Annotated in this window: 26 protein-coding genes; 13 read left to right on the forward strand and 13 right to left on the reverse strand. The window is 68.0% G+C overall.

Annotated elements, in window-relative coordinates:
- Nucleotides 1-68 precede the first annotated feature (68 nt).
- Both EV643_RS40305 and EV643_RS40310 read left to right on the forward strand, forming a co-directional pair.
- Entirely contained in the window at nt 69-1,016 is a 948-nt protein-coding gene (locus EV643_RS40305) for an aldo/keto reductase (protein ID WP_133805506.1), read from the forward strand.
- 43 nt (nt 1,017-1,059) lie between these two features.
- Nucleotides 1,060-1,611, forward strand: a complete 552-nt coding sequence (locus EV643_RS40310; protein ID WP_133805507.1) for a DUF4240 domain-containing protein — start codon at nt 1,060-1,062, stop codon at nt 1,609-1,611.
- A 7-nt stretch (nt 1,612-1,618) separates the two neighbouring features.
- On the opposite strand, the gene EV643_RS40315 is transcribed toward EV643_RS40310, so the two are convergent.
- The 3 genes from EV643_RS40315 to EV643_RS40325 all read right to left on the reverse strand — a co-directional run bounded on the left by EV643_RS40315 (nt 1,619) and on the right by EV643_RS40325 (nt 4,115).
- Nucleotides 1,619-2,305, reverse strand: a complete 687-nt coding sequence (locus tag EV643_RS40315) for a hypothetical protein (RefSeq protein ID WP_133805508.1) — start codon at nt 2,303-2,305, stop codon at nt 1,619-1,621.
- 137 nt (nt 2,306-2,442) lie between these two features.
- On the reverse strand, nt 2,443-3,669 hold the full coding sequence (locus tag EV643_RS40320; protein WP_133805509.1) for an RNA polymerase sigma factor: 1,227 nt from the start codon (nt 3,667-3,669) through the stop codon (nt 2,443-2,445).
- 59 nt (nt 3,670-3,728) lie between these two features.
- Nucleotides 3,729-4,115 carry a YciI family protein gene (locus EV643_RS40325; RefSeq protein ID WP_238166144.1) on the reverse strand — a complete coding sequence of 129 codons (387 nt, stop codon included), beginning with the start codon at nt 4,113-4,115 and terminating at the stop codon, nt 3,729-3,731.
- Nucleotides 4,116-4,432: 317 nt separating this feature from the next.
- Here EV643_RS40325 and EV643_RS40330 point away from each other — a divergent pair, with 317 nt between their 5' ends.
- Nucleotides 4,433-5,842, forward strand: a complete 1,410-nt coding sequence (locus EV643_RS40330; protein ID WP_133805510.1) for an MFS transporter — start codon at nt 4,433-4,435, stop codon at nt 5,840-5,842.
- Between the two features lie 50 nt (nt 5,843-5,892).
- On the opposite strand, the gene EV643_RS40335 is transcribed toward EV643_RS40330, so the two are convergent.
- The 3 genes from EV643_RS40335 to EV643_RS40340 form a co-directional block, all read right to left on the reverse strand.
- On the reverse strand, nt 5,893-6,243 hold the full coding sequence (locus EV643_RS40335) for a YciI family protein (RefSeq protein WP_133805511.1): 351 nt from the start codon (nt 6,241-6,243) through the stop codon (nt 5,893-5,895).
- A 147-nt stretch (nt 6,244-6,390) separates the two neighbouring features.
- Nucleotides 6,391-6,546 (reverse strand): DUF6131 family protein, encoded by a 156-nt coding sequence (locus EV643_RS44500; protein WP_166665757.1) that lies wholly within the window; start codon nt 6,544-6,546, stop codon nt 6,391-6,393.
- A gap of 157 nt (nt 6,547-6,703) precedes the next feature.
- A complete protein-coding gene (locus tag EV643_RS40340) occupies nt 6,704-7,477 on the reverse strand; it encodes an enoyl-CoA hydratase/isomerase family protein (RefSeq protein WP_133805512.1) in 774 nt (257 codons plus the stop codon).
- Nucleotides 7,478-7,728: 251 nt separating this feature from the next.
- On the opposite strand from EV643_RS40340, the gene EV643_RS40345 reads away from it, so the two are divergent.
- Nucleotides 7,729-8,625, forward strand: a complete 897-nt coding sequence (locus tag EV643_RS40345) for an SH3 domain-containing protein (protein ID WP_238166145.1) — start codon at nt 7,729-7,731, stop codon at nt 8,623-8,625.
- Nucleotides 8,626-8,700: 75 nt separating this feature from the next.
- Here EV643_RS40345 and EV643_RS40350 read toward each other — a convergent pair whose 3' ends face one another.
- Nucleotides 8,701-9,969, reverse strand: coding sequence for an FAD-binding oxidoreductase (locus EV643_RS40350; RefSeq protein ID WP_133805513.1), 1,269 nt, complete (start codon nt 9,967-9,969; stop codon nt 8,701-8,703).
- Between the two features lie 82 nt (nt 9,970-10,051).
- Here EV643_RS40350 and EV643_RS40355 point away from each other — a divergent pair, with 82 nt between their 5' ends.
- Nucleotides 10,052-10,927 carry a phosphotransferase gene (locus tag EV643_RS40355; protein WP_202869984.1) on the forward strand — a complete coding sequence of 292 codons (876 nt, stop codon included), beginning with the start codon at nt 10,052-10,054 and terminating at the stop codon, nt 10,925-10,927.
- Between the two features lie 260 nt (nt 10,928-11,187).
- Here the strand turns inward: EV643_RS40355 and sigJ are convergent, their stop codons facing one another.
- On the reverse strand, nt 11,188-12,060 hold the full coding sequence (gene sigJ, locus EV643_RS40360) for an RNA polymerase sigma factor SigJ (RefSeq protein ID WP_133805514.1): 873 nt from the start codon (nt 12,058-12,060) through the stop codon (nt 11,188-11,190).
- A gap of 91 nt (nt 12,061-12,151) precedes the next feature.
- On the opposite strand from sigJ, the gene EV643_RS40365 reads away from it, so the two are divergent.
- From EV643_RS40365 to EV643_RS40380, 4 genes are all read left to right on the forward strand, one after another.
- Nucleotides 12,152-12,907 carry a glycoside hydrolase family 16 protein gene (locus EV643_RS40365; RefSeq protein WP_133805515.1) on the forward strand — a complete coding sequence of 252 codons (756 nt, stop codon included), beginning with the start codon at nt 12,152-12,154 and terminating at the stop codon, nt 12,905-12,907.
- A 149-nt stretch (nt 12,908-13,056) separates the two neighbouring features.
- Nucleotides 13,057-14,136, forward strand: a complete 1,080-nt coding sequence (gene trpD, locus EV643_RS40370; protein WP_133805516.1) for an anthranilate phosphoribosyltransferase — start codon at nt 13,057-13,059, stop codon at nt 14,134-14,136.
- Between the two features lie 5 nt (nt 14,137-14,141).
- The gene (locus EV643_RS40375) at nt 14,142-15,065 is read left to right on the forward strand and encodes a sigma-70 family RNA polymerase sigma factor (RefSeq protein ID WP_133805517.1); all 924 of its coding nucleotides are present in this window, start codon (nt 14,142-14,144) and stop codon (nt 15,063-15,065) included.
- Nucleotides 15,066-15,134: 69 nt separating this feature from the next.
- Entirely contained in the window at nt 15,135-15,944 is an 810-nt protein-coding gene (locus EV643_RS40380; RefSeq protein WP_238166146.1) for a nuclear transport factor 2 family protein, read from the forward strand.
- Here the strand turns inward: EV643_RS40380 and EV643_RS40385 are convergent.
- Nucleotides 15,913-16,512, reverse strand: coding sequence for a TetR/AcrR family transcriptional regulator (locus EV643_RS40385; RefSeq protein ID WP_238166147.1), 600 nt, complete (start codon nt 16,510-16,512; stop codon nt 15,913-15,915). The two genes, EV643_RS40380 and EV643_RS40385, sit on opposite strands and share 32 nt — an antisense overlap.
- Nucleotides 16,513-16,584: 72 nt before the next feature.
- Here EV643_RS40385 and EV643_RS40390 point away from each other — a divergent pair, with 72 nt between their 5' ends.
- Nucleotides 16,585-17,430, forward strand: coding sequence for an SDR family oxidoreductase (locus EV643_RS40390; protein ID WP_133805518.1), 846 nt, complete (start codon nt 16,585-16,587; stop codon nt 17,428-17,430).
- Between the two features lie 81 nt (nt 17,431-17,511).
- Here the strand turns inward: EV643_RS40390 and EV643_RS40395 are convergent, their stop codons facing one another.
- From EV643_RS40395 to EV643_RS40405, 3 genes are all read right to left on the reverse strand, one after another.
- Complete coding sequence (locus tag EV643_RS40395) at nt 17,512-18,345, reverse strand: SAM-dependent methyltransferase (RefSeq protein WP_133805519.1); 834 nt, start codon at nt 18,343-18,345, stop codon at nt 17,512-17,514.
- Between the two features lie 122 nt (nt 18,346-18,467).
- Nucleotides 18,468-19,697, reverse strand: coding sequence for an RNA polymerase sigma factor (locus EV643_RS40400; protein WP_133805520.1), 1,230 nt, complete (start codon nt 19,695-19,697; stop codon nt 18,468-18,470).
- A 2-nt stretch (nt 19,698-19,699) separates the two neighbouring features.
- Nucleotides 19,700-20,059 carry a YciI family protein gene (locus EV643_RS40405; RefSeq protein ID WP_133805521.1) on the reverse strand — a complete coding sequence of 120 codons (360 nt, stop codon included), beginning with the start codon at nt 20,057-20,059 and terminating at the stop codon, nt 19,700-19,702.
- Between the two features lie 141 nt (nt 20,060-20,200).
- Between EV643_RS40405 and EV643_RS40410 the strand changes: the two genes are divergently transcribed.
- Nucleotides 20,201-21,250 (forward strand): lipocalin/fatty acid-binding family protein, encoded by a 1,050-nt coding sequence (locus EV643_RS40410; RefSeq protein WP_133805522.1) that lies wholly within the window; start codon nt 20,201-20,203, stop codon nt 21,248-21,250.
- Between the two features lie 414 nt (nt 21,251-21,664).
- Nucleotides 21,665-22,036, forward strand: a complete 372-nt coding sequence (locus EV643_RS40415; protein WP_133805523.1) for a hypothetical protein — start codon at nt 21,665-21,667, stop codon at nt 22,034-22,036.
- Between the two features lie 467 nt (nt 22,037-22,503).
- On the opposite strand, the gene EV643_RS40420 is transcribed toward EV643_RS40415, so the two are convergent.
- Nucleotides 22,504-23,067, reverse strand: a complete 564-nt coding sequence (locus EV643_RS40420; RefSeq protein WP_133805524.1) for a dihydrofolate reductase family protein — start codon at nt 23,065-23,067, stop codon at nt 22,504-22,506.
- A 387-nt stretch (nt 23,068-23,454) separates the two neighbouring features.
- Between EV643_RS40420 and EV643_RS40425 the strand changes: the two genes are divergently transcribed.
- Nucleotides 23,455-23,674 (forward strand): helix-turn-helix domain-containing protein (locus EV643_RS40425; RefSeq protein ID WP_166665758.1); only part of this gene is annotated, 220 nt, incomplete at its 3' end.

Raw genomic sequence — 23,674 nt, forward strand, 5'->3', positions numbered from 1 at the left:
ACAAGATGTCTTGGCTGACGGGCGGGTGGGTTGACCTGGAGTCCACTCAAGGTCAGAGGGTCAAGGGCATGACTGAGTTGAGGATCGCTCTCGGAGCGATGGAGTTCGGGACCCGGATCGACGAGCAGACCTCGTTCGCGCTGCTGGACGAGTACGTCGACGCCGGCGGTGAGTGGATCGACACGGCCAACTGTTACGCGTTCTGGAAGCACGAGAGCGGACGAGGTGGTCAGAGTGAGGAACTGCTCGGCCGGTGGTTCGCGGCCCGCCCCGGTGTTCGCGAGCGGGTCAAACTGGCCACGAAGGTCGGATGCGAACCACTGTGGCCCGGGAGCTTCCCGGAGCACACAGAGGGGCTGACCGAGCAGGCGATCGACACTGCGGTGGAGACCTCGTTGCGGCGGATGGGCGTGGACCACATCGACCTGTACTGGGCGCATCGCGACGATCTGAGTACTCCGCTGGAGGAGACGGTCGCGGCCTTCGGTAAGCACGCGGCAGCCGGGACGATCGGCCGGATCGGTCTGTCGAACTACGCACTGTGGCGAGTGGAGCGGGCACGTGGTCTGGCCGAGCAGCAGGGCGTGATGGGTCCGACGGCACTGCAGATGCGGTACTCGTACCTGCAGCCCAGACCGTTTGTCCGCGACAACGCGCACGACCACCGGTTCGGCTGGATCACCGACGAGATGCTGGACTACGCGGACCGCAACACCGAGCAGGACTTGTTCGCCTACAGCCCGCTGATGTCCGGCGGCTACGAACGCGAAGACCGCCCGTTCCACCAGGCCTTCGACCACCCCGGTACGACGCGTCGCCTGGAGGCCCTCGACAAGGTCGCCGCCGAACTCGGCGTCACCCGCAACGAGGCCGTCCTCGCCTGGCTGATCGGCGGGTCCCCCAGCATCATCCCCATCGTCGGCATGAGCACCCCCACCTATCTCCGCACCGCCCTGTCCGGCGCCCGCCTGACCCTCCCCACCACCCTCCGAGCCGAACTCGACGAACCCTGGTGAACGAACCATCCTCGTGAGGCCGGATTCGTGACACGCTTTGGGGGTGGACAGGGATGGGTTCTGGGAGCTGGTGGAAGCGGCCCGGGGACAGGTTGACGACACGGTGGTGGATCCGGACGGGGTCGCCGACGCGCTGACGAAGGTGCTTGGCGGGTTGCCGGCGGACGAGATCATCGGCTTCGGCGTGCAGTTCGAGCTGTTGCAGGCACAGGCGTACCGATCGGACCTGTGGGGCGCGGCGTACCTGATCAACGGCGGGGCGTCCGAGGATCAGTTCGACTCCTTCCGGGGCTGGCTGGTCGCGCAGGGGCGGGAGGCGTGGGAGGCCACGCTGGCCGAGCCGGACTCGCTGGCGGACGTGATCGACGAGGACCTGGACGACGAGTTCGAGGGGTTCGACGGCGAGGCGCTGCTGGCGGTCGGGCCGGAGGCGTACTCCGCGGCGGCCGGGTCCGAGGAGGACTACTGGTCGGCCGTGGACGCGGCGACGCCCGCAGCCCCGGACGTCCCGGCCGGCGAGAACTTCGACTTCGACGACGCCGGCGAGATGCACACCCGCTACCCGCGGCTCGCCATTCTCTATCTGGACAGCTGACGCCTGATCAGCCGGGTTCGCCGCTGAGGCGTTCGATGAAGTTGCGGAGCGTGCGGCGCCAGTTGGGGTGGTCGGCCTCGGGGTCGGCGGCGGCGAGGCTGACCAGGTGCTGAGTCATCTCGAAACCGGCGACGGCCTCGCGCAGCAGGGTGAGCGTCTCGTCCGGCAGGCCGTCCTCGTCGTCGTGCCGGTCGGACTGGCTGACGGGATGGCTGACCCAACCGGAGCCGAAGCTGGCCGGGACCAGGATTTCGGGGACGAGGGTCTCATGCGACAGCGAGGCGAGGTCCTGGTTGCCGTTGTCGATGCTGAAGATCGTGGTGCCGCGGCGGCGGACGTCATGGATCCGCTCGAGCAGCGTGGCAGCGGGGTTCTCCTCGGCGACGACCAGCAGGGATTCGCCGCGGCCGGAGTCGCGCAGCCGGTCCAGGCCGATCGCCAGGTGAGGTGGGGCATCCGGGGGTGGGGCCCAGCGAACCAGCGACGGGCGGGCGTCCTCGACACCGGCGCGGTGGAGTTCGTCGTCCAGGTGGGCGGTGAGGTGCCACGGCTCATCCTCGGGTGGGCCGAAGAGGAGTAGTCCGCCCCGGCGCGTGGTGTACCTGCGCAGTGCGTGGGCGAACTCGGTGGTACGGCTGCCCAGTTCGGTGCCGGTGAGCATCTCCCGGAGCAGCGACGCCTTGGTGAGGTCCACGCCCCCAACCTGACACATCCGCCAACCCAGCGCGACTCCACCCACTACCCCGTACGGCGAACCCGGCGCGCCCCGTACGGCGAACCCGGCGCGCCCGGTACGACGAACCAGGGTGAGCCCGCGTCCCGTAGTACCGGCTAGAGCTTGTCGGCTCGGGACTTCAAGTAGTTCTGCTCCGGTACCGATGTGGTACGCCGCGCCGCCAGCATGTAGCTCGCCCGGGCGCCCTCCACGTCGCCGGACATCTCCAGCAGGTGCGCGCGGACCGCCTCCAGCCGGTGGTGGTTCTTCATCCGGCCGTCCGAGTCCAGCGGTTCGAGCAGCGCCAGTCCCTCCTTCGGACCGGTCGCCATCGCCACCGCGACGGCGTGGTTGAGCCGGACCATCGGGTTGTCCGAGATCTGCTCCAGCACCTGGTACAGCGCGACGATCTGCGCCCAGTCGGTGTCCTCGGCCCGCTCGGCCGTCCCGTGTACGGCGGCGATCGCGGCCTGCACCTGGTACGGACCGAGCTGGGTCCGGGACAGGGCATCGGTCACCAGCGCCTCGCCTTCGACGATGGCGTCCCTGTTCCACCTCGACCGGTCCTGCTCCGCGAGCGGGATCAACGTGCCGTCCACGTCCGTCCGGGCAGGGCGGCGCGCGTCGGTCAGCAGCATCAGCGCCAGCAGCCCGGCGACTTCACCGTCATCAGGCAGGAGCCGCCGGACACCACGGACCAGTCGGATCGCCTCGGTCGTCAGCTCGGCGCTATGCAGGTTGGTCCCGGAGGAAGCGGTGTAGCCCTCGTTGAAGATCAGGTAGAGCACGTGCAGCACCGCACCCATCCGGACGTCCCGCTCGGCCTCGGGCGGCATCTCGAACGTCGAACCGGCCTGCTTGATACTCCGCTTGGCCCGGCTGATCCGCTGCGCCATGGTCGACTCTGGCACCAGGAACGCCGCGGCGATCTGCGCCGTGGTCAGACCGCCGACCGCACGGAGGGTCAGGGCGATCTGCGAGGCCGCCGACAACGCCGGATGGCAACACAGGAAGAGAAGGGTGAGCGTGTCGTCCCGGCCGGCCGGCTCGTCGATTTCCGGGCCTGTGGCAACGAACTCCTCGGGCGCGGCCTGCAGGGCGACGTTCTCCTCGCGCTTCCGCCGGGCGGTCTCGCTGCGCAGCAGGTCGGTCAGCCGACGCGAGCCGACCCGGATCAGCCAGCCGCGCGGGTTGTCCGGCACCCCCTCCGTCGGCCACTGCTGCGAGGCGGCCAGCAGCGCCTCCTGGACCGCCTCCTCGGCCAGGTCGAAGTGCCCGTAGTGCCGTACCAGCGCACTCAGCACCTGCGGCGCCTGCTCCCGGAGCAGCAGCTCCATGTTCATTACCTTCCCCACCCCACCGCCCCGGTCAGGATCCATCAGCTTCCCCAGGTCAGGATCGCTCACATCTCCAGCCCGGACGTGTCCATCACCGGTCGCACCTCCACCGCGACGTACTTCGCGTCCGGCATCCGGGCCGCGTAGTCGATCGCCTGGTCGATGTCATCGCACTCCACCAGGTAGAAGCCTGCCAGGTGTTCCTTCGCCTCGGCATAAGGCCCGTCGGTCGTGGTCCGGGAGTCGTCGTCGGCCACCGAGACGGTCCGGGTGGTGATCGGGTCCGCCAGCCCGGCCGAACTCACCAGCATCCCCTGTTCGGTCAGCTCCCGGGTCAGGTCGTGGTGCGCCCGGGCCAGGCCCTCGCGCTGCTCGGCGGACAGGCTCGCCCAGCTCTCCGGGTTGGAGTAGATCAGCAGCATGTACTTCACGGTCACCATCCTGACGGTCACGGAGGCCTCTGTAACCCCTCTCACCCGGTACGTCGTATCCGGTGCGCCCCATCTCGACAGCCACGCGCGTACTCCCACCACTCATCAAGCGCGGCCGGTGCGGACCGCCAGCCCATCACAATCGGCCGGCGGCGCGCTCCCCCACGCTCAGAACGGCCCACCAGATCGCATTGTGGTGGGCTGGCGGTCCGCCCCAGCCGAGGTTGATGAGTGATGCAGGTACACCTGCAGCCGGAAATGTCGAGATGGGTGGCCCACGTGCCGACGTCCCCGGTACAGCGATGCCCGGCCTGGGCGTCCGCGGTACTGGAGGACTCATGTCGAACGCACCCGATCCGAAGCGCTGGCTGGCTCTCGCGCTGCTCTGCCTGGCCGCATTCATGATCATCCTGGACGCCTCGATCGTGCTGGTCGCGGTGCCGTCGATCGAACGCGACCTGACCTTCTCCGCAGGTGGGGTGCAGTGGGTGCCCAGCGGATACGCCCTGATGTTCGGCGGTCTGCTGTTGCTCGGCGGGCGGGTCTCCGATCTGCTCGGGCGCCGTCGGGTGTTCGTGTCCGGTCTGGTGCTCTTCGGGGCATCCTCGCTGCTGTGCGGCTTCGCCTGGAGCGGGGACACGTTGGTGCTGGCCCGCGGTCTACAGGGGATCGCCGCGGCGGTACTGGCGCCCAGTGCGCTGTCGATCGTGATGACGACCTTCCCGGACGGCGCCGAGCGCAACAAGGCCCTGGGGATCTGGGGAGCGGTCAGTGGCGTCGGCGGTACTGCGGGGTCGTTGATCGGTGGTCCTGTCACGGACGGGCTCGGATGGCAGTGGATCTTCTTCATCAACATCCCGGTGTGTGTGCTGGTGATCGCACTGGCACCTGTACTCCTGCAGGACAGCCGCGGCCCTGGTAGTCGCGGGTTCGACATCGCCGGTGCCGTCACCGTGACTGCCGCACTCATCGTTCTTGTGTACGCCGTGATCGAGGCGCCCGGGTCGTCGGCCGGGCGGACCGTGTTCCTGGGACTCGTGTCGGCCGCGTTGTTCGCCCTGTTCGTCCGGATCGAGCAGAAGTCGTCGGCGCCGCTGGTGCCGCTGCGGTTGTTCCGCTCCCGCGCAGTGGTCGGTGGGAACCTGATCACGATCGCCTTCGGCTTCGGTGCCTTCGGGTTGAACTTCATCTACACGCAGTACGCGCAGCTCGCGCTCGGGTACTCCGCGGTCGAGTACGGGCTGATGTCGTCGGTCCTCGCGGCTACCGCGGTCGTCGGGTCGATCGCCGGCCAGAATCTGGTGACGCGGATCGGCGTACAGCGGGTGGCGACGGTATCCCTGCTGCTGACCGGGATCGGCGCGACCGTGATGAGCCGGTCGACCGCGCAGTCGGGGTACTTCGAGTTGGCGTTCTGGGGGCTGGCGATCTTCGGGGCCGGTCTCGGAGCGGGCTGTGTCGCGGGCGCGATCGCGGCGCTGGGAGAGGTGTCGGGTGACGACGCCGGGGTCGCGTCGGGGCTGCAGAACGCGTGCTTCCAGATCGGTGGGGCAGTGGGGATCGCCGCGTTGTCCGCGGTCGCGGTTGCCAACACGCGTGGGACGACGCCGACTGCGCTCACTGCCGGCTACCGCGTCGCCTATGCGGCCTGCTGGGCGTTCGTCGCCGTCGGCCTGGTCGGCACCGGACTCCTGGTGAACCACAAGCGCACGCGAGAACTCGCCGCCGCGGCCGAGCGAGTCGCCTAGCCGGTGCGGTGGGCCGAGCCGGAATCAGGGTGCGGTGGGCCGAGCCGGAATCAGGGTGCGGTGAGGACGGTGCTGCGGAGTTCTACGCGGTCGGTGACCAGTTCGGAGACTCGGGCGGCGATCTGCTGGGCGCGTTCGTCGGTGGTGACGTCGATCATGAAGAAGCCGGCGATCTGCTCCTTCGCCTCGCCGAACGGGCCGTCAGTCACCACCTTGACGCCCTCGCGGACCTGCACGACCCGGCCGTCGCGCGGCAGGCTGAGCCCTTCGGAGCTGACCAGTTCGCCGGACGCCGCGAGCTCGTCCTTCAGCGCCGTCAGCGCCCGGATCGCCGCGACGTCCTCGGCCGAACCGGTCCAGGTGTCGTCGGTGGTGCCGTAGATCAGTACGAGGTACTTCATGACCGGGATCGTAACCACCCGGACCGACAGAACCCCGCGAGTTGCGTCGACTCGCAGGGTTCTGGGTCTACCGCGGCTGAGGCGAGTGAGCGGAGAGACGAGCTAGTACCCCGCGCCGCGAGCGCCAATGGGTATCGGCGCGGGGCACTAGAACCAGTGCCGCCGCCCCCCGACGGCGCGGCCGGCGGATCCGAGCGCGAACAACACCACGCCGACCACGAGCACGATGATGCCGAGGGTCCACAGAATCGAGACGTTCAGCACGAAGCCCAGCACCAGCAGGATCAGTCCGAGGATGATCATCGCGCCTCCTTGTCACGAGGCCGCCTGGACAGGACGGCACACATCCAGTGCCCACCACCCGCACCCCAAACCTCCAACAACCGTTTGACCGCGCACAGCAACCAGGCAGTACGGCGTACCGAATGACGGCATACCGGCGGTACGGCGTACCGAGTGGTCAGGTCCAGGGGAAGCGGGGTGCGCGTTTCTCGGTGAAGGCGGCGACGCCCTCGGCGAGTTCGCCGCTCGCGATCGTCTCCTGGTAGCGCTTGGTGGCGGCGGCGTCCGCGTCGTCACCGGCGAGCAGGGCGTTCACCGATTCCTTGACCGAGCGGATCGTCAGCTGCGAACGCGCGACCAGCTTCGCCGCGAACGCGTCCACCTCGGCATCGAGGTCATCGGCCGCGACCACGCGGTCCACCAACCCACGCAGTTCGGCCTGCTGGGCAGACAGAAACTCGCCGCTGAACAACAGGTACTTCGTCGTCGCGGGCCCGACCAGGTCGAGCAGCACCTTGATCGCGGCCGGCGGGTACACCACCCCGATCCGCGCCGGCGTCACCCCGAACGTGCTGCCGTGCGCGGCGAACCGGAAGTCACAATTCACCGCCAACTCCAGCCCGCCGCCAATGCAGTGCCCGCGGACGACCGCGATCGTCGGCTTGGGGAACTCACGGAGCGCGATCTGCGCCTGCAGGTTCGCGTCCCGGATCTCGGCCATCGGGTCATCCGGATCGGCGCCGGAGACGAGTTCGCCGATGTCGGCACCGGCTGAGAAGGCTGGACCACGTCCGGTGACCAGCAGGACCTTCACCGCCGGGTCCGCGGCGAGCGGCGTGAGGAGGCCGGGTAACGCCGCCCACATCGCCCGGGTGAGCGCATTGCGCTTCTCCGCCCGATCGATCACCAGCCGGGAGACCTCACCGGGCACCACCTCGAAGGCGTTCTGCATGACTCGCAGTCAAACAGACCGCACGCTCCGGCGCCGTTTACCAGATCACATCCGCTGAGCGTGCGACCCACACGGAGATGTTCGTAATTCGTTAAATACCGCGGCGAGTTGGGAGACCGGACGGTTTCTGTGCTTGACTCCTCCGGTCGATAACGTTTTGGTCTCGGCAGATGGGAATACCAGTGGCTGAAGGACGGCATAGACAGGCGCGGCACCGCACTCCGCGCCGCCAAGTGATTCGCCCAGGCATCGTGAAGGTCGCCATCCCCGGCGCGACAGTGGCCCTGATGGCCACCGGCTCGGCGGTCGCCTTCCCCGAGCAGACCCCGACCACCGAGGTATCCACCGCCAGCTCGCCCCTGCAGCTGTCGAGGGATACCGAGGCCAGCCGGGACGCTCTCCGCCCACCCATCAACCTCACCACCCCCACCGCGAAGCCGAAGGCGACACCGCCGGCCGCGAAGCACCTGAAGAAGCAGGCCCCGATCCCCAAGCCGACCTCGGCGAAGACCCGCGCCGCGGTGACCGCGAAGACGCAGGAACCGCCGACGATCGTCGGCAGCAAATACACCACCACCGACTTGAACGTGTGGACCGCGCCGCTGCAGCAGGGCTCCCTGCTGACCGTCCTGTCGAAGGGCACCAAGGTCTCCGTCACCGGCGAGGTGAACGGCATCTGGGCCGAGATCGTCCGCAACGGCGTGGCCCGTTGGGTCAAGGCGCAGTACCTGTCCGCGACCAAGCCGGCCGAAGACGTCGCCGGCGGCATCTCGTCCGCGGCCTGCGCGTCCGGTTCCTCGGTCGAGAGCGGGTTGACCGCCGACGCGATCCGCGTCCACCGCGCGGTGTGCGCACTGTTCCCGTCGGTCAGCTCGTACGGCGGGGTCCGCGCGGGCGACAGTGGCGAGCACGGTTCCGGCCGGGCGCTCGACATCATGGTGACGGGCTCGACCGGTGACGAGATCGCGGCGTATGTGCGGTCTCACTACAAGGAGCTCGGCGTCAGCGAGGTCATCTGGGAGCAGCGGATCTGGACCGTCCAGCGCAGCAGCGAAGGCTGGCGCGGGATGGAAGACCGCGGCGGCACCACCGCGAACCACTACGACCACGTCCACGTCACCGTCTACGGCAGCGAAGGCACTGCCTGACGATCTCGGGGGTAACGCCCGAACCGCCCTGCCGAAGGGCCCGACCACGTCAACCGGTCGGGCCCTTCGCTGCGGTCAGGGGTGGATGTTGTGGTTGAGGTGGAAGAAGTTGTCGGGGTCGTAGGTGCGCTTGATCTCGCGAAGGCGCTCCAGGTCTTTGGGGGCGTAGGCGGTGGCGGCGCGGGTCGGGTCGGCGAGGAAGTTGACGAACGTGCGGCCGGACGTCCGTAGTACTGGGGTCAGGTCCTGGTCGATGATGAGCGAGTACGGCGCCTCGCGGTGGCCGACCGGTCCTGCGTCGGGACCCGGGTTCGCCATGGCGCCGCCCCAGTGCCGGATCTCGATCGTCGGCTCGGTCAACTGGACCAGGGTGTCGATCAGTTCGTCGGGGAGTGTGTCGACGAGGTCGAGGTAGCGAGCCGGGGTACCGCCCATCGCGGCCTCCCCGAATTCCGTGGTCCGGAGTTCGCCGGAGATCGGCTGACCGGCCACGTTCAGGAGTGGTTTGAGGAGGTGCTCGGCCAGGTCCGCGGGTCCGCAGTACATGACCTTGATGCCGAGGGCGCGGGCGCCGTCGGGGAGGGTGGTGAGGACGATCGCGGTGCTCAGTTCGTTCGGGATCGTGGTGGTCCAGTCGCGGTAGAACTTGAGCGTCGCGGCCGCGTTGCCTGCGTCGAAGTACAGGATCCCGGCGTGCACCTGGCGGACCGGGTACAGCCGGAACTCGAGCGACGTGACGATCCCGAAGTTGCCGCTGCCGCCGCGGATCGCCCAGAACAGGTCCGGGTGCTGGTCCGCGCTCACGGTGCGGATGCGTCCGTCGGCCGTCACGATCTCGGCGCGGATCACGCTGTCGGCCGCGAACCCGTACCTCCGCGCGAGCCAGCCGAGCCCGCCGCCGAGGGTGTATCCGGTGACGCCGACATCCCGCGACGATCCCGCCAACGGCGCCAGCCCGAACCGCGCCGCCGCATCGATCACCGCGCCCCAGCGAACGCCCGGACCGACCTTCGCGATCCGCCGCTCGGGGTCGATCAACAGGGCGGTCATCGACGAGGTCTTCAACAGGATCCCGCCATCGGCCGGCACCCGAGTCCCATGCCCGGTCGCCTGCACCGCCAACGGCATCCCGTACTCCCGAGCCGTCCACACGGCCGCCCGAACGTCATCCCGCCCCGCGGCCTCGGCAACCACCGCAGGCTGCGACTCAAACCCAGGCACCAACCCTCGACGCCGTACGTCGTACTCGGCGTCCCCCGGCAGGAACACCTCCCCACCAAACCCATTCCCGAGCAGCCCCGCCACAACATCGACGCCAACCCCAGCTACCGCTTGAACAGTCATCTCCGCGCTCCTCACATGTCAGCTCTCACCAACACGTCGAAGAAGCCCGCCCAGGATTGACACCATCGCCAGCCTTTTCGGGATGAGTCAGACCCACGAGGTGAGCGTCGGCGAGCACGTCGTCACGAAGCGCTATCGGGACTGGGCGCGGGGTGAGCATCTGCGGGAGTGGAACGCGCTGCGGGCGATTTCGGCAGCGGCGCCTGGTTTGGTGCCGCGGCCGCTGGAGTTCTTGCCTGGACCAGCGATCGCGATCAGCAGGGTGCCGGGGGTCCCGCTTGGCGGCACGTTGAGCGCCGAGCAACGCGACGGGTTGGAGGTCGCCCTCAGGGAGCTCTGGTCGATCCCGCCGGGCGGACTCGAGCCGATGGAACTTCATGCGTTTGTACGCCGGGTCCGCGCAGCGATCTCGGTCCGGGACGGCGCCGACCACGTCGGCCGGGGCAGCGCGGGAGTCGTCGACTCGGACGGCGGGCGAATCGTCAGTCCGGCCAGCGCCGGCGGCCTCGTCGGATCGGGATGCGCGGGGGTCGTCGGAGAGGCTCAGGTTGCGGCACTTGAGTGGTTGGCCGGGTCGGAGGTGGATGAGTTGGTGGAAGTCGTCGAGCCGGTGGTCGGGCACGGGGATGCGAATCTGGCGAACTACCTCTGGGACGGTCGCCGGGTCAGGATCGTCGACTTCGAGGACGCCGGCCGGAGTGATCTGGCGATCGAGCTGGCCAACTTGATCGAGCACATCGCGTCCCGTGCGACGGACTGGACCGGGTTCGCCGAACGTTTCGCGGTCGACGTCGAGCGGTTGTGGACCGCCCGCTGTCTCTTCGCGATCTTCTGGCTTACCCTGCTCCGACCCGGCGGGCCCTCGGCGAACCGCAATCCACCGGGGACCGCAGAGCTCCAGGCCCGGCGGGTGCTCGCCCTGATCAGGCGGGAATCCGTGCAGATGGACATGAGGTAGTCGACCGCCGGGGTGTTCGGTCGGTGGGTGTCAGGCGTGGAGAGCTGCCGGTGAGTCGACTACCTCCTGTCCATCCGTACAGAAACGCGTCCGGCCGCCACAGCGGACGGCTTGCGGCTGAGGAGGCGGGCCATGCCAGCGTGGCTGCCGATGGCAGGTTGTTGGACCGATGGCGGGATGGAGCGGGCCATCGGCGCAATAAGACGCTAGTGGTGAGGTAACCCGCCAGCGCGCAGACCTAACGAGGTGTGCGGGTGCGGTCAGGCTGGGATGTCGAGGCTTTGGAGGCGGGTTATGTCGGCGAGGATGTTGATTTCGGTGATTCGGCCGTTGCGGACTTCTACGGACATGACGCCGAAGAGTTGGCCGTTGACGATGGTGACGACGCCGGGGGTGCCGTTGACCAGGGCCGGGCGGGAGTGCGGGGCCAGCTTGGTGAAGGTGAGGGCCTGCTGGACGACGGCGCGGGCGCCGCGGACCAGGCGGGAGGCCGCGAGGGCGTCGGCGGGGACGTCGCCGGCATCGGCGCGGAGTACGACGTCGGGATCGAGGAGTTCGAGCAGGGCCTCGAAGTCGCCGCCACGGGATGCGGCCAGGAACGCCTCGACGACCTGACGCTGCCGGGAGAGATCACCGTCGCCGGTCGGCGCACCTTGGACCCGGCGGCGGGCACGACTGGCGAGCTGTCGGGTCGCGGCTGGGGACTTGCCGACGATCGAGGCGATCTCGTCGAAGTTCACCCCGAACATGTCGTGTAGCACGAACGCGAGCCGCTCGGCCGGCGAGAGCGTCTCCAGTACGACGAGGAGGGCGAGGCCGACCGAATCCGTCTGGACCGCCTCCTCCTCGGGGTCCATCCGCGTCACCACCGGGTCCGGGACGAACGTGTCGAAGGAGTCCTCGCGTCGCGACTTCCGGGTCCTCAGCATGTCGAGGCAGACCCGCGACACCACCGTGGTCAGCCAGCCGCCGAGGTTCGCCACCTCACTGACGTCGGACCGGCTGAGCCGTATCCACGCCTCCTGAACGGCGTCCTCGGCCTCGCTGAGCGACCCCAGCATCCGGTACGCGACCGCCCGCAACTGGCCACGATTGCACTCGAACTGCCCGGCAAGCTGATCCTGCTGATCCACGGTCACATTCTCCTGTCGAGATCCGTCACCAGGTTGACGGAACCGGCGTGAGATGTGTGACAGGCCACCCGGTCCGACCCATGATGGGCGGATGGATGCCTTCGAGGACGACTTCGACGGACCAGAGCTCAACACTGCGGTGTGGTTCCCCTACTACCTCCCGCACTGGAGCTCCCGCGCAACCACAGCAGCGCAGTACGAGATCGGGGACACCCGTCTGCGCCTGACCATCCCGCCGGAGCAGGGACTGTGGTGCGGGGACGACCATAAGCCGCCGCTGCGCGTGTCGGGGATTCAGTCGGGCAACTCCTCTGGCCCGATCGGCGGCACCGTTGGGCAGCAGCCGTTCCGCGAGGGGCTGGTCGTGCGGGAGGAGCAGGAGCCGTTCTGGGGTTGGACGCCCCAGTACGGCCACATCGAACTGCGCGCCAGCGCCGACATCTCCCCACGATCGATGGTGTCGCTGTGGATGGTCGGTCTGGAGGACGAGCCGGAGCGGTGCGGGGAGATCTGTGTGATGGAGGTGTTCGGCAGGGATATCCGACCGGGCGAGTCCGCAGCGGTCGGGATGGGGATGAAGCAGCTCCGCGACCCCTCGCTACCCCATGACTTCGAGTTCGTCAGGCTGCCGATCGACATCGGCGAGTTCCACTCGTACTCCGTCCGCTGGTCGCCCGGGCTGGCCGAGTTCGCGGTCGACGGGGAGGTGCTCCGGCGCTGCCCGAGCCCGCCGGAGTACCCGCTGCAGTTGATGCTCGCGGTGTTCGACTTCCCCGAGTGGTCTAGGGGTAACGACGAGGATCTGGTACCGGCGTTCGTGGTCGATCACGTCCGCGGCTCCGACTGACGCTAAGGTCGTCAGCATGATCATGCGTACGAGCAGCTGGTGGGCCGTCACCTAGACGGCCCCGCTGCTCGCGCGCTCCAACGGCCGTCTCGTCGAGGCGGCCGTTTCGTATCTCCTCGGCAGACGACCCTGCACCCCGAGGAGAACCCATGACAACCCGTACTACGGACCGCATCCCGCCCGGATCCAGGGCGGCGGATCGCGTTTCGCCGACCGGGAGCGACCGCACGTGGGCCGGACTCATTGGCGAGCTGCTCGACGGGCGGGATCTCGATCCGCCGGACACGGCCGGGGCGATGGAGCAACTGGTCCGGGGCAACGCGTCGCCGGCCCAGGTGTCGGGATTCCTGATCGCGCTCCGAGCGAAAGGCGAGACGGCGGCCGAGATCGCCGGTCTCGCCGCGGCGTTGCGTGGCCAGGCGACTCCCGTCGAGATCCCCGGCCCCACCATCGACCTCGTCGGCACCGGCGGCGATCGGCTCGGCGTGGTGAACGTGTCCACGATGGCCGCGATCGTGGTCGCCGCCACGGGGACGACCGTGGTGAAGCACGGCGGTCGCGCGGCGTCCTCGCCGACCGGGGGTTCCGCCGATCTCGTGGAGGCGCTCGGCGTACGGCTGGACCTGTCCCCGACCGAGACGGCCCGGGTCGCGCGCGAGGCGCGGATCACGTTCCTCTTCGCGCCGCAGTACAACCCGGGCCTCAAACAAGTGGCCGTAGTACGACGTGAGCTGGCGGTACCGACCGCGTTCAACGTGCTCGGACCGTTGATCAATCCCGCGGACCCAGCGTTCGGTTTGGTCGGAGTCGCGGCTGCACGGATGCAGCCGGTGATCGCGGCTGTGCTCGCCGAGCGGGGGTGTACTGCACTGGTGGTTCGCGGGGAGGACGGACTGGACAAGGTCACGACGACTGGTCCGTCACGTGTGCTCGTGGTTCGTGATGGGTCGGTCGGCGAGGTCCTGCTCGATCCGGTCTCGCTCGGGTTGCGGCGGAGCTCACTGGACGAGCTGCGCGATTCGGATGCGGTTGGCGTTCTGCGGCGACTGCTCGACGGAGTACGTGGGCCCGTGCGCGACGTAGTACTGCTCAACGCCGCCGCTGCATTGACCACACTCACGGGAGGGTCGCTGGTTGAGCAGTTGCCGCTCTGCATTGAGCGGTGTGCCGAGGCGATCGACAGTGGTGCCGCTGCGGCGACAGTCGATCGCTGGGTGGCCGTAGCCTGACGTAGGTGGACGAGGATGCCTTCGGTCGACTGGTAGCTCCACTTCGAGGCGAACTGCACGCGCACTGCTACCGGATGCTCGGTTCGGACCACGACGCCGAGGACGCAGTACAGGACACGCTGCTGCGCGCCTGGAGCCACCTGGATACCTTCGAGGACCGCGGGACCTTGCGTCCGTGGCTCTACAAGATCGCCACCAACCGCTGCCTGACACAGCTTGAGCGGCGAGGTCGCAGGGAGCTGCCGACCGACCTGTCTGCACCACAGGCGGAGACGACCTGGCTGGAGCCGTACCCCGAGCACCGGCTGGCGTGGACGGCACAGTTGAGCCCCGAAGCACGTGTGATCGCCTTGGAGAGTGTCGAACTGGCCTTCGTCGCCTCGCTGCAACACCTGTCAGCGCTACAGCGGGCAGTGCTGCTCCTTCGGGACGTCCTGGCCTTCGCCGCACAAGAGGTGGCCGACCTGCTCGACACCACGGTCGCAGCGGTCAACAGTGCGCTACAGCGAGCCCGCAAGGTGATCGGTGGAGTCCCGTCACAGCAGACCGAACTGGCGTCGCTGGGCGAAACCGAACAACGCAACCTGGCCCGCCGGTACATGGCCGCGTGGGAGGCGGGTGACGTCGATGCGATCGTGGCGATGCTGGCCGACGACGCGAAGTACTCGATGCCGCCGGTACCGCAGTGGTTCTCCGGGCGCGACGGGATCCGCGGGTTCCTGGTCGACGGTCCGCTGCAGGACCGGTGGCGGTTCCTGCCGACCCGGGCGAACGGGCAGCTCGCGTTCGGCACATACCGGTGGGAGGACGGCCGCTACATCCCGTCCGGCCTCGATCTCCTCGTACTACGCGCTGGCGCGATCGCGGAGGTGGTCTCGTTCCTGGAAGCCGACTTCACGTCGTTCGGTTTGCCGGAGGAACTTTTCTGATCGTCCGCGATGAGTTCGGCGAACTTCCCGGGTTCTAGTTCCGACAACTCTCTGAGTGGAAGGAGCTCCATGATGACCATGGACGAGCAGGAGATCCGCGACTTGATCGAACGCTGGGCCGGCGCCGTACACGCGGGCGACCTGGCCGGCGTACTCGCGAACCACTCGGCTGACGTGGTGATGTTCGACGTACCTCCGCCGTACGACGGGGTGCGCGGGATCGACGCCTACCGCGAGACCTGGCCAGGCTTCTTCGAGTGGCAGGCGCGCGGGGCGTCGTTCGAGATCCTGTCGCTCGACGTGACCGCTGGGGCCGACGTGGCATTCGCGTTCGCGCTGCTGCGATGCGGGATGCCCGACGAGAACCCGGACAACCGCCTGCGCCTCACGATCGGCTTGCGCAAGGTGGACGAGCAGTGGGTGATCACGCACGAACATCACTCGTTCCCGCACGACGAAATCCCGGCGGGCGTTGCCGAGGATGCCGTTCGGGACCTGATCGCGAACTGGTCGACGCTGACCGCCACCAAGGACCTCGACGGGATGATGAGCGACATCGCGGACGAGGTGGTGTCGTACGAGCTCGAAGGCAACTACACCGGCAAACCCGCCGTACGCGAGGTCTGCAAGGCCGGTCTGGAAACCCCTCTAGGCAAGGTGGAACTGGCCGTCACCGATCTGACCGTTGCTACCGCCAACGATCTAGTCGTTGCCTGGGGCATCGATCACGTCACGGTCGAGACAGCGAACGGTTCCGCTGACTCCGAACAACATCGCTCGACCCGGGTCTTCAAGCACCTCCCGAACGGCTGGCGGCTGATCCACCAGCACCTGTCCGTCCCCAGCTTCATGGCTCAAGGGAGTCGAGCCAGGCGGTGAGGCGGGCGGCTTCACCGGTCATGACGGCCGGGTCGCGCAGGGCGTTCGCGAGCAGCGACATGCCTTGGTACGTGCTGACCAGGGTGATCGCGTCACCGGCCGGATCAGGTCGACCGAGTGCACGGAACTGGGCTTCGACCCAGTCCAGGAGCAGCCGAATCACCTTGCCTGCTTCGACATCCAGGCCGCCCTCGGCGCGTTTGTCCAGCTCGACGGCGAGGGTGCCGGTGGGGCATCCGTAGCGTGCCGCGGTCTCGCTCTCGCCGGCCCACGTCCGGACCAGACCCTTGAGACGGTCGCGGGGATCGGGCCGGCGCTCGAGGACGGCGGTGAGCTCGTACAGCGCGCGGGTGTGTTCGATCAGCGCCGCGGCGACGAGTTCGTCCTTGGACTTGAAGTAGTAGTAGACGTTGCCCACCGGTACGTCGGCGTCGCGCGCGATGTCGGCGATGGTGGTCCGCTCCGCGCCCTGCCGATGCACGACCCGGGCGGCGGACGCCATCAGCCGCTGCCGCTTGGCGGTCGCGATCCTGGCCCGGGAACTGGTCCCGGTCTGCGAGTCAGTCACCTGACTAACAGTACCTCGGCAAATCATGCTAGCGTCCTCTGAGTCAGCCAACTAACTAACTCAGGAGATCTGATGATCGTCGTTACAGGTGCCACGGGAAATGTCGGACGTGAGCTGGTCCGGCGGCTGATCGAAGCAGGCGAATCCGTCACCGCGGTGGCGCGCCACGTCACCGCCGTACCGGACGGGGTTCGGGCGTTGGCCGCAGACCTGACCGATCCCGACAGTCTGCGGCCGGCGTTGGACGGGGCCGATGCGTTGTTCTTGATGCTTCCGGGTGACGTCCTTGGCGCACGCGACGGCGTGTCGAAGGTGGTCGACCTCGCCCGGCTCAGCGGCGTACGGCGGGTTGTGCTGCTGACATCGCAGTCGGCCGCGAGCCGACCGGAATCGGCAGGGCATGGTCAGCGGGTGCTGGAGTTCGAGGAGGACGTCCGGCGATCCGGGATGGAGTGGACGATCGTGCGGCCCGGCGGGATCGCGTCCAACGCGTTCGCCTGGGCCGAGAGCATCCGGACCGGTCGGACGATGGCGGCGCCGTTCGCCGAAGTCGGTCTGCCGCTGGTCGATCCCGACGACATCGCAGCGGTCGCGGCCGCAGTGCTGCGGGAGCCGGCGGCCCACCAAGGCAGGATCTACGAGCTCACCGGGCCCGAGTTGGTCAACCCGCGGCAGATCGCGGCGGCGATCGGTGCGGCCCTGGGCGAGCCGGTCGAGTTCGTCGAGCAGACCCGCGAGCAGGCCCGGGCTCAGATGCTGACGTTCATGCCCGAGCCGGTGGTCGACGGCACCCTCGCCATCCTCGGCGAACCGAACGAGCGGGAGTTGCGGATCAGCCCGGACGTCGAGGACGTGCTCGGCCGACGCCCGAATCCCTTCAGTGCTTGGGCCGAGCGCAACGTGGTGGCCTTCCGCTGATCCCGATCGCCGCCTGAGGAGCTCAGCCGGGATCAGCCGACTGACCGTGCGACGTACGGCGCACGGTCAGTGGTGGATCGATCAGGGCTTGATGCCGACGCCGACCCAGAGGCTGCACTTGACGTCGGTGAACTCACCCTTGGCGACCAGGTCGTCGGTCTCCTTGTCCGGGTACCAGTTGAACGGCATCACGACACCGGGCTCGACCAGCTCGGTGCCCTCGAAGAACCGCTCGACCTCTTCCTTGCTGCGGACCTGCGCGTCACCGCCGTCGGCCTTGTACACCTGGATCACGCGCTCCCACAGGTCCGGCGCGAAGTCCGGCGTACAGTGCGAGAACATCAGGTACGAGCCCGGCGCGACCGCGTCGACCAGTTGCTTGACCAGGTCGTACGGCTTCAGCGCGTCGGGCAGGTAGTGGAACACCCCGACCAGGCTGACCGCGACCGGCTTGCTCAGGTCGAGAGTCTCCTTCACCTCATCCGACTCGAGGATCGACTGCGGGTCGATCACATCGGCTTCCAGGTAGGCCGTCTTACCCTCTTCCGAGCTCACCAGCAACGCGCGGGAGTGGGCGAGCACGATCGGGTCGTTGTCGACGTACACGACCTTGGCGTCCGGCGTGACCTCCTGCACCACCTCGTGCAGGTTCGGGCTGGTCGGGATCCCGGTGCCGATGTCGAGGAACTGGGTGATGCCGCGCTCGGCCGCATACCTGGCGGCGCGGTGCATCCACATCCGGTTGGACTGCGCGGCGGTCCGGAAGCCCGGGAACACCTCGAGCAGGTGCTCGGCGGTCTGCCGGTCCATCGCGAAGTTCGTCTTGCCCCCGAGGAAGTAGTCATACACCCGCGCACCGTGCGGCCGGTCCAGTCCCAGCCGTCCGTCGAGGCTCGTATCCGTGCTGTCGCTCATCGATGAATCCAATCCACAGGCGCAATCACAGTCGCCTTGAATCGTAGCGGTCCAACAACACCCGGTGACACCCGCTCCGGCGGTTCTTGTCCAGGCCTTCACATCTGTTGCGCATCGGGCAGCTATTGCGTAGCGAGCTTCGACGCGCGGAGGTGAAGGTAGTTCTGCTCGGGGACGCTGGCAGTCGAACGGGCCGCACGAAGGTAGGCGGCACGGGCTCCTTCACGGTCACCGGCCAGCTCGAGAAGATGACCGCGAACCGCATCGAACCGGTGTGAGCGTCTGGCCGGATCGTCCCCGGCCAGCGTGCCGAGCAGGGCCAGTCCCGCGCGTGGGCCGCGAACGTTTGCGACCGCGACCGCCCGGCTGAGCCTGACCATCGGGCCCGGCGCGACGTACTCCAGGGTTTCGTAGAGCGCCAGGATCTGCGGCCAGTCCGTCGCGGCGGCCGTTGGCGCCTCGTCGTGAACCGCCGCGATCGCGGCCTGGAGCTGGTACGGGCCGACCGGATGCCGGCCTAGCGTTTTGGCCAGCAACTCAAGACCTTCCTGGATCTCTGCGGCATCCCAGCGGGACCGGTCCTGGTCCTCCAGCGGGATCAGCTCTCCGTTGTCGCCGGTCCGGGCTGGACGGCGTGCGTCGGTCAGAAGCATGAGGGCGAGCAGTCCCACGACCTCACCTTCCGTCGGCAGCAGCCGGGCCAATAGCCGGGTGAGCCGGATCGCCTCGGTCGACAGGTCGATCCTGTGCAGGATCGGTCCCGAACTGGCCGTGTATCCCTCGTTGAAGATCAGGTACAGAACACTGAGGACGGCCTGCACACGTACGGCGAGATCCTCCGTCGGCGGGAGCTCGAACGTCCGCTGCGCGGCGGCGATAGTGTGTTTCGCCCGGGTGATGCGTTTGGCCATGGTCGCCTCGGGGACGAGGAACGCAGCGGCGATCTCCTTCGTGGTGAGCCCACCGACCGCCCGCAAGGTCAGGGCGACCTGGGCCGTCGGCGGCAGCACCGGATGGCAGCACATGAACACCAAGCTGAGCGTGTCGTCCGAGTCCGGCGGTTGCTCGTCCGCTGGGGGAGCGATCGCCTCGTCGGCGGCACGTTCCTCGCGGGTGGCACGTTCCTCGCGATGCCGTCGCCTGTTGTCGCTGCGCCACTGATCGATGAGCTGCCTATGGGCGACGGTCAGCAGCCAGGCTCGCGGCCGGCTCGGAACCCCCTCGACCGGCCACTGCCCCAGCGCGGCGATCACAGCTTCCTGCGTGGCGTCCTCGCAGGCGTCGAACTGCCCGTACCGCCGGGAGAGCGTGGCGACGACCTGCGGCACCAGTTCGCGCAGCAGCTCCTCCATCGTCACATCGCCGGTGGCTGGTCCATGATCTGCCGAACCTCCATCGGGAACTCGATGTACTTGACCACCCTGGACACGATCTCGAGCGCCCGTTCCTCGGTTCCCTCGATGATCCAGTATCCGGCCAGCGACTCCTTCACCTCCGCGAACGGACCGTCGGTCGGCAGCGCTGCGTCGTCGACGAACCGCGCCGTCTTCGCGGCGCGCGGATCCATCAGCTTCTGCGAGTCGACCAGCTCCCCGGACTCCCGCAGCTCCGCGTCGATACCCATCAGCAACGCGTGCATCTCGGCGATCCACTCCGGCGTCCGGTCCCGCAGCGTCTCACCGACACCGCCGAACATCATGATCATGTACTTCATCAGTCCTCCTCGGTCCCGGCCCGCGGCCGGCTCACCCTGTGGTCGGCACCGCCAATCGATTCTGGACAGCCTTCCAGCTCAGGCAATGTTTCTCGGCCCTGCGGACTCTCTACGAGTAGACCCGAACACGGAGGTGGGCTCATGACTGACCAACGCATCCGGCAGGCGAGGCCAGAGCGGCCGGGCCTGGCAGGCCGTCGCTGGCTGCTGCCGCTCGGCGCCGCCGGTTTGGTATCTGCCGTGGTGGCCGGCACCGTGCTAGTGGTCTCGACAGTCGGCGGCGACACTCCGACGGCGGCGCCCGGCGTACTGGCCACAACGACCAGCGCCCGACCAAGCGACCAAGGCCCCCAGCCGAGCGAGCACCAGCTCGCCCGCGCCAACGCCGTACTCGCCCGCTGGGAGCAGCTCGTCGGCGCGAGCCACTACGTGCCAGTCGGCACCTGGGACACGACCCCCACCGAGTGGGAGTACCAGCAGGTAGGCCATTGGCCGGACTCCAACGGCAAGGACCGTCCATCGTTCATCGCGCTGGCCCTGCGCCAGATCGTCAGCAGCATCCCGCTGCCCACAACGCCAACCAACGGCACCATCACCTGGGCCAACGGCACCACCGAGCCGACCGAGGTCCGGCCGGCCAAGGCCACCTTCGACTACCTCCTAACCGGCGCCGCCCGCTGTGACCAATGCAAACCAGGGACCTTCGACGGCGTGAAGGCTCGAACTCTGAAGATCACCAAGGCAACCCTGACGACGATGCAGGTGATGACCACCCGCGGTCAGGCCACCGTCCCGGCGTGGCGATTCCAGATCGCCAACTCCCCGGTGTCCGTGCTGCAGGCAGCGATCGCAGCACCCGCGGTCGGCCCGGCCCCGAACGACCCAAAGCACCCAGTCGACGCAACCCGAATCGGTTCAGCCCAACTCGCCCCAGACGGCCGCACCCTGATCGTGACCCACCTCGGCGGGAGTTGCGACGGCTCAAGCATGGTCGCCCACGCCCTCGAAACCGACCACGCCGTCGGCATCACCCTGGTCCAAATCCCACCCCGCAAAACCAAGTGGCCGACCGCCCCGGTCATGTGTGCGGGAGTCGGAACCTTCCAACAAACCACAGTCCGCCTCACCACCCCCCTGAACAACCGAGCCGTCCTGGAAACCGTCCTCGGCATGGCGGTCCCCGTCAAATAGCCGCACTCCCTCACGGCATGCAACTCAGCGACTCGGATGGACAGCCTGTCGTAGGTTTGGTCACGTGCTTGAACTTCCCTCGGACGCGGAAGCGGCGCGGTTGTTGGAGCGGCTGGCTGCATCGTCTGAGGATCGAGAAGAGGCACTGGCGGCGCGGCCCGATCCACCGGAGCACCCGGAGCTGTGACGTCACCTGGAAGCGCACGAATGCCCCAGAAACGCTCTGCAGATCACCCCGGCCGGGTTCATCGCCGCTCGTCAGTGCGGTCACGCACTACCGGGCGGACCGCCGCTACCCCCTGGAGGGTCTCGCCCAGCTCATCGGCAAGGCGGAGTACTGGCGCAGTACGGGCAGTACGGCGACAGCGGCGATTCCTAACCTGGCGTCGTCCAAGACCCACCAAAGGAGCGTTTGTGACCCTGTCCGTACGAAGAGTGTTCGTGTTGATGTCGATCCGCGCGCGCGTAGCGGCGTCGGTGGTCTTGCTGCTCGCCGTGGGGACCCTGGCCTTTACGGTGAGTTCCGCCTCCCCGGCCGCCGCACGTGAGCCGTCGCCACCGACCAACTGCAGTGCGGGTGTCCTCCGCTCGTCCAAGGCGTGGGCACTCTGCAAGTCCGGGTACGGAACCTTCCGTGTCTGGGCCCGTTGCAACTGGAGCGCATCGACGCTGTACGGCCCGTGGAAGCCTCCGAGCCAGTTCGGTGACTCGAGCGTGCTCTGCGCGACCTCCACCCACCCCTACGGTGTCGTGATGGCTTACGGCATCCAGAAGCGCGAAGGCTGACGTCTAGTCCGCCGGGATTGCCTTACCTGGGTGATCCCGCGCGGATGGACGGTGAGCGCGCCACTGAGGGCGGCGCCAGCGGGCCGCCACCGTGGCCAGCCCGCGCTCGATCCCGGCCAGCCGGCCGGGGCCGAACCGCCCGGACGAGCCCGTAAGCCGACGTCACCTGCTCGCCTGAGGTTTCGTTGATGCCAGGGAGTGTGCGCCGAGCCACCGTCGGCGTCCAGGTGCAGCAAGATCTTTTCGGCCGCCACCTCACCCGTCCACCGGACCGTTCCACTCGCGCAAGGATTCCCGGAGCCGAAACATCTTGCCGCTGATCTTGGGCCCCGCCGCCGTCTCGACTGGTATCGGCATCTATCGGGTGAGGGCGAGGAATGGCGAGCCCTGCCTTGTCGCAGCGAACAGCTCGACCTTGCTCCGGGGCATGCTGCCACTCCCTCAGACAAGCAGCAAAGGAATCGCGCTCAACGCCTCGTCTCGTACCTGGTCAGGACCACGCCGCCGGGAAACGTCCGCGTCTCCATCAGGTTCAGGTTCACCCAGCTGTCCAGCGCGGTGAAGAACGGTGTGCCGCCGCCCACCAGCACCGGATGGGTGACGATCTCGTACTCGTCGACCAGCCCGGCCCGCATGGCCGCCCCAGCGAGCGTGGCGCCACCGACCCTCATCGGCTCGCCGTCGTCGGCCTTGAGTCGGGTGATCTCCGCTACAGCGTCGCCGGTGACCAGGCGGGTGTTCCAGTCGACCTTGTCGATCGTCGAGGAGAACACCACCTTCGGCGTGTCCCGCCAGTTCCGCGCGAACTCGATCTGCGCCGGGGTGGCGTCGGGCTGCTGGTCGCCGGTCGGCCAGTGGGAACTCATCGCCTCCCACAGCTTGCGCCCGTACATCAACAGCCCGATCGCCAACTCCTGGTCGAGCCACCACTGAAACAGCTCGTCGCTCGGCACGCCCCAGCCGATGTCGTCGCCGGGCGCGGCGATGTAGCCGTCCAGGCTCAGGTTCATGCCGTAGATCAGTTTCCGCATGGCGCCATGCCTTTCTGTCCGTCCGGCGGCCTTTCTCCGGCCGCCCGTCACCCCTACTACGAACGCCTCACTCCGGATCCGACAGGTCATTGGCAGAAATTCTCACGAGGCTTCTCCGTCGGCGCCTATCCGGCAGTGGCACTTGCTGGGGCCCGCACGGAGAACCGAAAGTGACCGATCGGAACCGAACCCAACCGGACTCAGCCGGACACCATGCCCAGCAGACTACAGCGGCCTGTTTCCGCAGGTCAGACTGACGTTCTGGCGGTTCGAGCGGAGGGTGTGGTGTTCTGGTTCACGACATCCCGGACACGTGTCTCACGACATGCCGGACTGATGTCTCCAGAGATCCCGGGATGAAGTGCCGCCCGCGCTGAGCGTGCGGTCATGACATCCAACAGATTGCTGATCACCGCGATGGTGGTCGAGAACCGTCCTGTCCGGGAAGTCGCCGCGACCTACGGCGTCTCAGCCTCGTGGCTCTATGAACTGCTGGCCCGCTACCGCCGCGAGGGCGACGCGGTCTTCGATCCACGCTCCCGACGGCCCGCCTCCAACCCGAACGCGACGCCCGTAGAGGTCGTGGACCTTATCGTGCGGCTCCGCA

Source organism: Kribbella caucasensis, assembly GCF_004361855.1.
Lineage (GTDB): Bacteria > Actinomycetota > Actinomycetes > Propionibacteriales > Kribbellaceae > Kribbella > Kribbella caucasensis.

Bases quoted from the DNA above. Each gene is read 5' to 3' on its own strand.
- EV643_RS40305 (WP_133805506.1), top strand. From the start codon at position 69: ATGACTGAGTTGAGGATCGCTCTCGGAGCGATGGAGTTCGGGACCCGG.
- EV643_RS40320 (WP_133805509.1), bottom strand. From the start codon at position 3,669: ATGAACATGGAGCTGCTGCTCCGGGAGCAGGCGCCGCAGGTGCTGAGT.
- EV643_RS40330 (WP_133805510.1), top strand. From the start codon at position 4,433: ATGTCGAACGCACCCGATCCGAAGCGCTGGCTGGCTCTCGCGCTGCTC.
- EV643_RS40335 (WP_133805511.1), bottom strand. From the start codon at position 6,243: ATGAAGTACCTCGTACTGATCTACGGCACCACCGACGACACCTGGACC.
- EV643_RS44500 (WP_166665757.1), bottom strand. From the start codon at position 6,546: ATGATCATCCTCGGACTGATCCTGCTGGTGCTGGGCTTCGTGCTGAAC.
- EV643_RS40340 (WP_133805512.1), bottom strand. From the start codon at position 7,477: ATGCAGAACGCCTTCGAGGTGGTGCCCGGTGAGGTCTCCCGGCTGGTG.
- EV643_RS40350 (WP_133805513.1), bottom strand. From the start codon at position 9,969: ATGACTGTTCAAGCGGTAGCTGGGGTTGGCGTCGATGTTGTGGCGGGG.
- EV643_RS40355 (WP_202869984.1), top strand. From the start codon at position 10,052: ATGAGTCAGACCCACGAGGTGAGCGTCGGCGAGCACGTCGTCACGAAG.
- EV643_RS40365 (WP_133805515.1), top strand. From the start codon at position 12,152: ATGGATGCCTTCGAGGACGACTTCGACGGACCAGAGCTCAACACTGCG.
- trpD (WP_133805516.1), top strand. From the start codon at position 13,057: ATGACAACCCGTACTACGGACCGCATCCCGCCCGGATCCAGGGCGGCG.
- EV643_RS40380 (WP_238166146.1), top strand. From the start codon at position 15,135: ATGATGACCATGGACGAGCAGGAGATCCGCGACTTGATCGAACGCTGG.
- EV643_RS40390 (WP_133805518.1), top strand. From the start codon at position 16,585: ATGATCGTCGTTACAGGTGCCACGGGAAATGTCGGACGTGAGCTGGTC.
- EV643_RS40395 (WP_133805519.1), bottom strand. From the start codon at position 18,345: ATGAGCGACAGCACGGATACGAGCCTCGACGGACGGCTGGGACTGGAC.
- EV643_RS40400 (WP_133805520.1), bottom strand. From the start codon at position 19,697: ATGGAGGAGCTGCTGCGCGAACTGGTGCCGCAGGTCGTCGCCACGCTC.
- EV643_RS40405 (WP_133805521.1), bottom strand. From the start codon at position 20,059: ATGAAGTACATGATCATGATGTTCGGCGGTGTCGGTGAGACGCTGCGG.
- EV643_RS40410 (WP_133805522.1), top strand. From the start codon at position 20,201: ATGACTGACCAACGCATCCGGCAGGCGAGGCCAGAGCGGCCGGGCCTG.
- EV643_RS40420 (WP_133805524.1), bottom strand. From the start codon at position 23,067: ATGCGGAAACTGATCTACGGCATGAACCTGAGCCTGGACGGCTACATC.